Raw genomic sequence first — 5,336 nt, forward strand, 5'->3', positions numbered from 1 at the left:
AGCCACCCCCTTCGCCACAGAGCGTGACGCCACGTCAGCAAGCCGAACCAGCGCACCGCTCAACTTCGAAGACCCGCATTGGCGCCTGCCAGCGAGGGCGAGGCGCTTCGGGTGCGTGGTTCCAGGACTCCGCCCCCGAGCCGGGCGGAGAGCGGATCCCGGCCCACGAGTACCGCCGCAGCGCCACCGCCGACGCCCGGACTGGGGCGCCGACCCAGAACTCGGCGGTGGCGGCGCTGCCGATCCCGGAGTGCCCGCTCGCGGCCGGCGATCTGCACCGACGGGTGGACGCACCTCTTGCGAACCTGCGCCGGACTGCCCCGGCATCCCGCGCTGCGAGGACGGCTGCACGCGTCTCGCTGACGCGGCCAGGGCCGTGCGCAAGGTATCGGCGATGCTTCTCTCCGCTCGACTTTAAACTTATTGCTATAGATTATTGGCCATGGCAGCATGGCCGCCCAGGGGACAATCTCCTGTTGACCGTTGCGGCGCACCAGCACCGAACCGGTGCCCGTCCGCCCGGCCACCCGCTGATCACCCTCATTAGCCGAACCGCCAGGTGCCTTACCAAGCCGTAAGGGAGCCTGGGGTGACCGACATCCCTCGTCGCCGAGGCGCCGACCGCCCGACTTCACGGCGGGGGCGACGGCCGTGGCCGCCCACGACTTCGACCCCCGTCCACTGCGCACCTGACCATCTAGTAAAACTTCTGGTCGTAGGTTTACGATGGTCTGGCCGACATGGCCGTCACCGTTTCTCTCGAGCGAGTTCGTTCCTAGGAGGCCCCTTGTCCAACCACCAGCAGGTGCTCGGGACGCTGATCCGGTACTTCAAAGAGAACACAACGCATCTGGCGGACAGCGAGCTTCGGGTCCCGACGTCCCATTTCACCGACGACGAGCATGCGGCCCGGGAGCTGGCGCTGATGCGGACCGTCCCCGTGGTCGTCGCGCACCACTCAGAGCTGCCCGATCCGGGCAGCTTCGTCACCCGGGATGTCCTGGGCACTCCACTGCTGATCGTGCGTCAGCGCGATGGCAGCGTGGGCGCCAGCATCAACATCTGCAAGCACCGCGGTGGACGGGTCGAAGTTTGCGAGGCGGGAAAGAAGCGGGCCTTCACCTGCTCCTACCACGGCTGGACCTATGACCGCGACGGCTCCCTGCGGCACATCCCATATGCCCAGTTCTTCGAGCCGCTGGACCGCCTCGAACACGGCCTGACCCAGGTGCATACCGAGGAGCGACACGGCCTGGTGTGGGTCACGCTGGACCCTGGGGAGAAGCCGCAGACCGTGGCGGAGTACCTGGGCGCGGACATGGAGGAACGCTTCCGGGAGTTCAACTACGAGAAGTCGCTGCTGGTGCTGGACAAGCAGTTCACGGTCCCGGTGAACTGGAAGCTCGTTGTCGACGGCGCCGTGGACAGCCTGCACCCGAAGTTCCTGCACCCGCACGGCGTCGGAAAGCTGATCTCGACCAACACCTGCGTGGTGGAGTCCAGCGGCCTGCACATGCAGTCGTTCACCCCGCGGATGCGCCTGGAGAAGGCGGTCGAGGCCGGGGAGGAGGACCAGGTCGAGGGCTTCTACAAGCACGTCGGGTCGAGCATGTTCGTCTTCCCCAACGTCAACGCCGCGATCACCCCGCACCACATCGAGTTCTGGACGACGTGGCCATCGTCCCACTCGCCGTCGGAATGCACGATCCACATCCGGTTCCTCGCCGACCCCGACACCTACGACGAGAAGATGGCCGAGCGGATCGCGAAGAGCTGGGAGATCCTCGAGGAGGCCGCCACCAAGGAGGACTGGCCGATGGAGGAGACCATCCAGGCCAACGCCCTCGCGGTCAGCGGCGTGTACATCTACGGCCGCAACGAGGCCGGGCCGCAGCACCTGCACCGCCAGCTCGCGCGGAAGCTCGCCGAGTTTGAGGCAGGGCAGCCCGCATGAGCGCAGCCGCCAAGCTCCCGCTCGCCGGTCTACGAGTCGTGGAGCTCGCGGGCGAGCTCGCGGACTCCGGCACCCGGCTCCTCGCCGACCTGGGCGCCAAGGTCGTGAAGGTCGAGCCGCCCGAGGGGGCGGCCGGGCGACGCCGCACGCCCATGGGTGACATCAGCCGGTGGGCGTGGCACCTGAACAACGCGAACAAGCTCGGTGTGGTGCTGGACACCGCGGACGTTTGCGACATGACGAAGCTGCGCGACCTCGTCGATGCAGCAGACATCCTGGTCGACTGCTGGGGTCCGGGACGGCTCGCCGATGCGGGTCTGGAGCCCGGTCGACTGACCGCCGAGGTGCCGGGCCTGGTCGTGGTCCAGGTGAGCGCCTTTGGACAGACCGGTCCCTACCGCGACCTCCAGGCGACCGAGCACGTCCTGTACGCGATGGGCGGCGTGTTGTCGCGATCCGGGTTCCCGGGTGCCGAGCCGCTGCTGCCCCCGGTGGGTCTGGTCGAGGGGCACACCGGCGCGCACGTCGCCTGGGCCGCGCTACTGGCGCACTACCAGGCCCGTCGAACGCACCGTGGTGAGTCCGTGGACGTCTCCGCCTACGAGGCCGTGGTGCACGGTCTCGACCCGGTCTTCGGGACCCAGGGATCCGCGGCCGCGGCGCGACCAGACACCTTCCCGCGCGGTCGGCCCGACTCGCGCAACTACTACCCGGTCTACCGCTGCGCCGACGGACACGTGCGTACCTGTCTGCTCTCCCGGCGGCAGTGGCGGGCGATGTTCGAGTGGTTGGGTTCGCCCGAGGAGTTCGCCGACCCGAAGTTCGACGCCATCCCGGCACGCTTCCACGCCGCCGAGCGACTCAATGCCGTGATCCAGGAGTTCTTCGACCGGCACACCCGCGCCGAGCTCGTCGAGGAGGGTGCGGAGCGAGGCATCCCGATCGCTGAGGTAGTCGATGTCGCCGACGTGCTCACCGTGCCGCACTTCGTCACCTCCGGCGTCCTCACGGACGTCGAGATCGCGCCCGGGGTGACCGCACGGGTCCCCTCCGGCCAGGTACGCGTCGACGGCGTCCGCGCCGGGCACCGGTCCCGGTCCCCGGAGCTCGGTGAGCACGACGACGTGGTGTTCGGTGCCGACGGCTTCTGGCCCCCGCGCGTGCTGCCGGCCGGACCGGAGCTCGTGGACGGCGACCGGCCCTTCGCGGGTCTGCGGGTGCTCGACCTCGGTGTCAACGTATTCGGCGCCGAGCTCGGTCGCCAGTTCGCCGACAACGGGGCCGACGTCATCAAGGTGGAAAACGCCGCCTACCCGGACGGACTGCGGCAATCGCGACGAGAGGGCGCCTTCGCGGCGTCGTTCGCCTGGGGCAACCGGAACAAGCGCGGACTCGGTCTGAACCTGCGCAGCCCCCGGGGCGTCGAGATCTTCCGCTCGCTGGTGGCCACCGCGGACGTGGTCGTCGCCAACTTCAAGCCCGGCACACTGGCTGGCCTCGGCCTCACCCACGAGATCCTGGCCGAGATCAACCCGCGGATCATACTCTGCGACGCGAGCGCGTTCGGCAACGTGGGGGAATGGCGCAAGCGTCTCGGCTACGGCCCGCTGGTCCGTGCTTCGTGCGGTGTCTCGGCGCTCTGGGCCTACCCGGACGTCGAGTACGGCTCGGCCGACGGCTCGACCGTCTACCCCGACCACGTCGCCGCCCAGGTCGCTGCGGTCTCGGTGCTGGCGGGGCTGATCGCCCGGTTGGAGTCCGGCCGGGGCTGCCTCATCGAGCTCGCCCAGTCCGACGTCGCACTCACCCACCTCGGTGGCCACCTAGCCGCCGAGTCGCTGCAGCCAGGCTCGGTCGGCCCCGAGGGCAACATCGCGCTGGCCGAGGCGCCGTCGGGTGTCTTCCCGTGCGCCGGTGACGACGAGTGGTGCGTGGTCTCGGTGCGCGACGACGACGACTGGGCACGGCTGTGCCGGGTCGTGGGCCGGCCGGAACTCGCCGACCATCCCCTCCTCGGGAACGTGGCCGGCCGGCTCAGGAACCGGGCCGCGGCCGCCGGGGTGCTCACCCAGTGGCTGATCCGCCGCGACAGGGAGGAGTCGATCGCCGCTTTGCAGCAGGCCGGCGTCCCGGCTGGGCTGATGGCCCGCGGCCCCGACCAGCTCGACGATGCCCAGCTCACCGCCCGCGGTGCCTTCGTGGACCTCGAGCACCCCGCTCTGCCGATGCCCCTGCGGGCCAACCTCCAGGTCGGGACGTACACATCGGTCCTAGCCGCCCCGCTGCTGCCGGCTCCGGTGCGGGGCGAACACACCCGGGAGATCGCGGCCTCGCTGCTCGGTCTGACCGATCAGGAGGTCGAGGCCCTAGTGGCGGATGGCATCCTCCAGCCCGAGCAGTGAACCGCCCCGGCTCGGATGGAGACTCGATTTCATGAAGGGATCGAGTCATGCCACGACCTTCCCGTTACCCGATTGGGCTGCGCCGACGTGCGGTGCACATGGTCGCCGAGGTCTGTGGTGACCACCCGAACGAGACGGCCGCCCTGCAGGGCGGTCGCCGACAAGCTCGGCATCGGCTCCCGCGAGACACCGCGGAACTGGCTGAAGCAGCACGAGAACCACGCGGGGACGCGGCCGGGAACGACTGCAAGATCGCCCCTTCCACGTACTACGCCCACAAGAAATGCCTCGGAACCCCCTCCGCCCGTTCCGTGCGCGACAAGGAACTCAAGGAGCGGATCCAGGAGGTTTACACGTCCAACTACCGCGCCTACGGAGCCCGGAAGATCTGATGGGAGCTGACCCGGCGGGGACACGCGGTGGCCCGCCGCACCGTCGAGCGCCTGATGCGCGGACTCGGTGTCCAGGGCGCGTTGCGCGGCAGACGCGTCATCACCACGATCCCGGCGGGCAGGCCGAGCGGGCCCCCGATCCGGTCGACCGCAGCTTCGTCGCCGTCGCTCCGAACCGGTGCTGGGTGGCGGAATTCACCCACGTGAAGGCATGGTCCGCCCTCGTCCACGTCGCGTTCGTAGTGGACACCTTCTTCCGCCGGATCGTCGGCTGATCCGCGGCCAATACCCCATCCGACCAGGCGCGTCAATCCATCACTCCGACGCCGGGCCGCAATACACATCGTTCAAGCCCGCCGAGCATCTGGACACTGCCGGCATCGCCGCCTCCATTGGCTCGGTCGGCGACGCCGACGACTGCCCTGATGGAATCACCGATCGGTCTGTACAAAACCGAGTTGACCAAACCGCGAGGGCCTTGGGAATCGCTCTCCCAGGTGGAGTTGGCCACCGCTGAGCCTGGATCCACCGCATGACGGCCGGCTGCGGAAGGCGGAACGAGAAGAGGTGCCCGCTGACCTGCGATGA

3 protein-coding genes are annotated in these 5,336 nt (G+C 69.1%); all 3 read left to right on the forward strand.

What is annotated here, in order from left to right; translation table 11 throughout:
• Positions 1-787: 787 nt before the first annotated feature.
• The 3 genes from JL475_RS37905 to JL475_RS37915 are packed head-to-tail and all read left to right on the forward strand — an operon-like array spanning position 788 to position 4,748.
• On the forward strand, positions 788-1,954 hold the full coding sequence (locus JL475_RS37905) for an aromatic ring-hydroxylating dioxygenase subunit alpha (RefSeq protein ID WP_202282756.1): 1,167 nt from the start codon (positions 788-790) through the stop codon (positions 1,952-1,954).
• Positions 1,951-4,356 (forward strand): CaiB/BaiF CoA-transferase family protein, encoded by a 2,406-nt coding sequence (locus JL475_RS37910; RefSeq protein ID WP_202282757.1) that lies wholly within the window; start codon positions 1,951-1,953, stop codon positions 4,354-4,356. The genes JL475_RS37905 and JL475_RS37910 overlap by 4 nt, the downstream gene beginning before the upstream one ends.
• Before the next feature lie 47 nt (positions 4,357-4,403).
• Positions 4,404-4,748, forward strand: a complete 345-nt coding sequence (locus JL475_RS37915) for a hypothetical protein (protein WP_202282758.1) — start codon at positions 4,404-4,406, stop codon at positions 4,746-4,748.
• The last annotated feature ends 588 nt before the right edge of the window (positions 4,749-5,336 follow it).

Source organism: Streptomyces sp. M2CJ-2 (assembly GCF_016757295.1).
GTDB lineage: Bacteria > Actinomycetota > Actinomycetes > Streptomycetales > Streptomycetaceae > Streptomyces.

Excerpts from the sequence above, each read along its gene's own strand:
- JL475_RS37910 (WP_202282757.1), top strand. The coding sequence starts at position 1,951 with ATGAGCGCAGCCGCCAAGCTCCCGCTCGCCGGTCTACGAGTCGTGGAG.
- JL475_RS37915 (WP_202282758.1), top strand. The coding sequence starts at position 4,404 with ATGCCACGACCTTCCCGTTACCCGATTGGGCTGCGCCGACGTGCGGTG.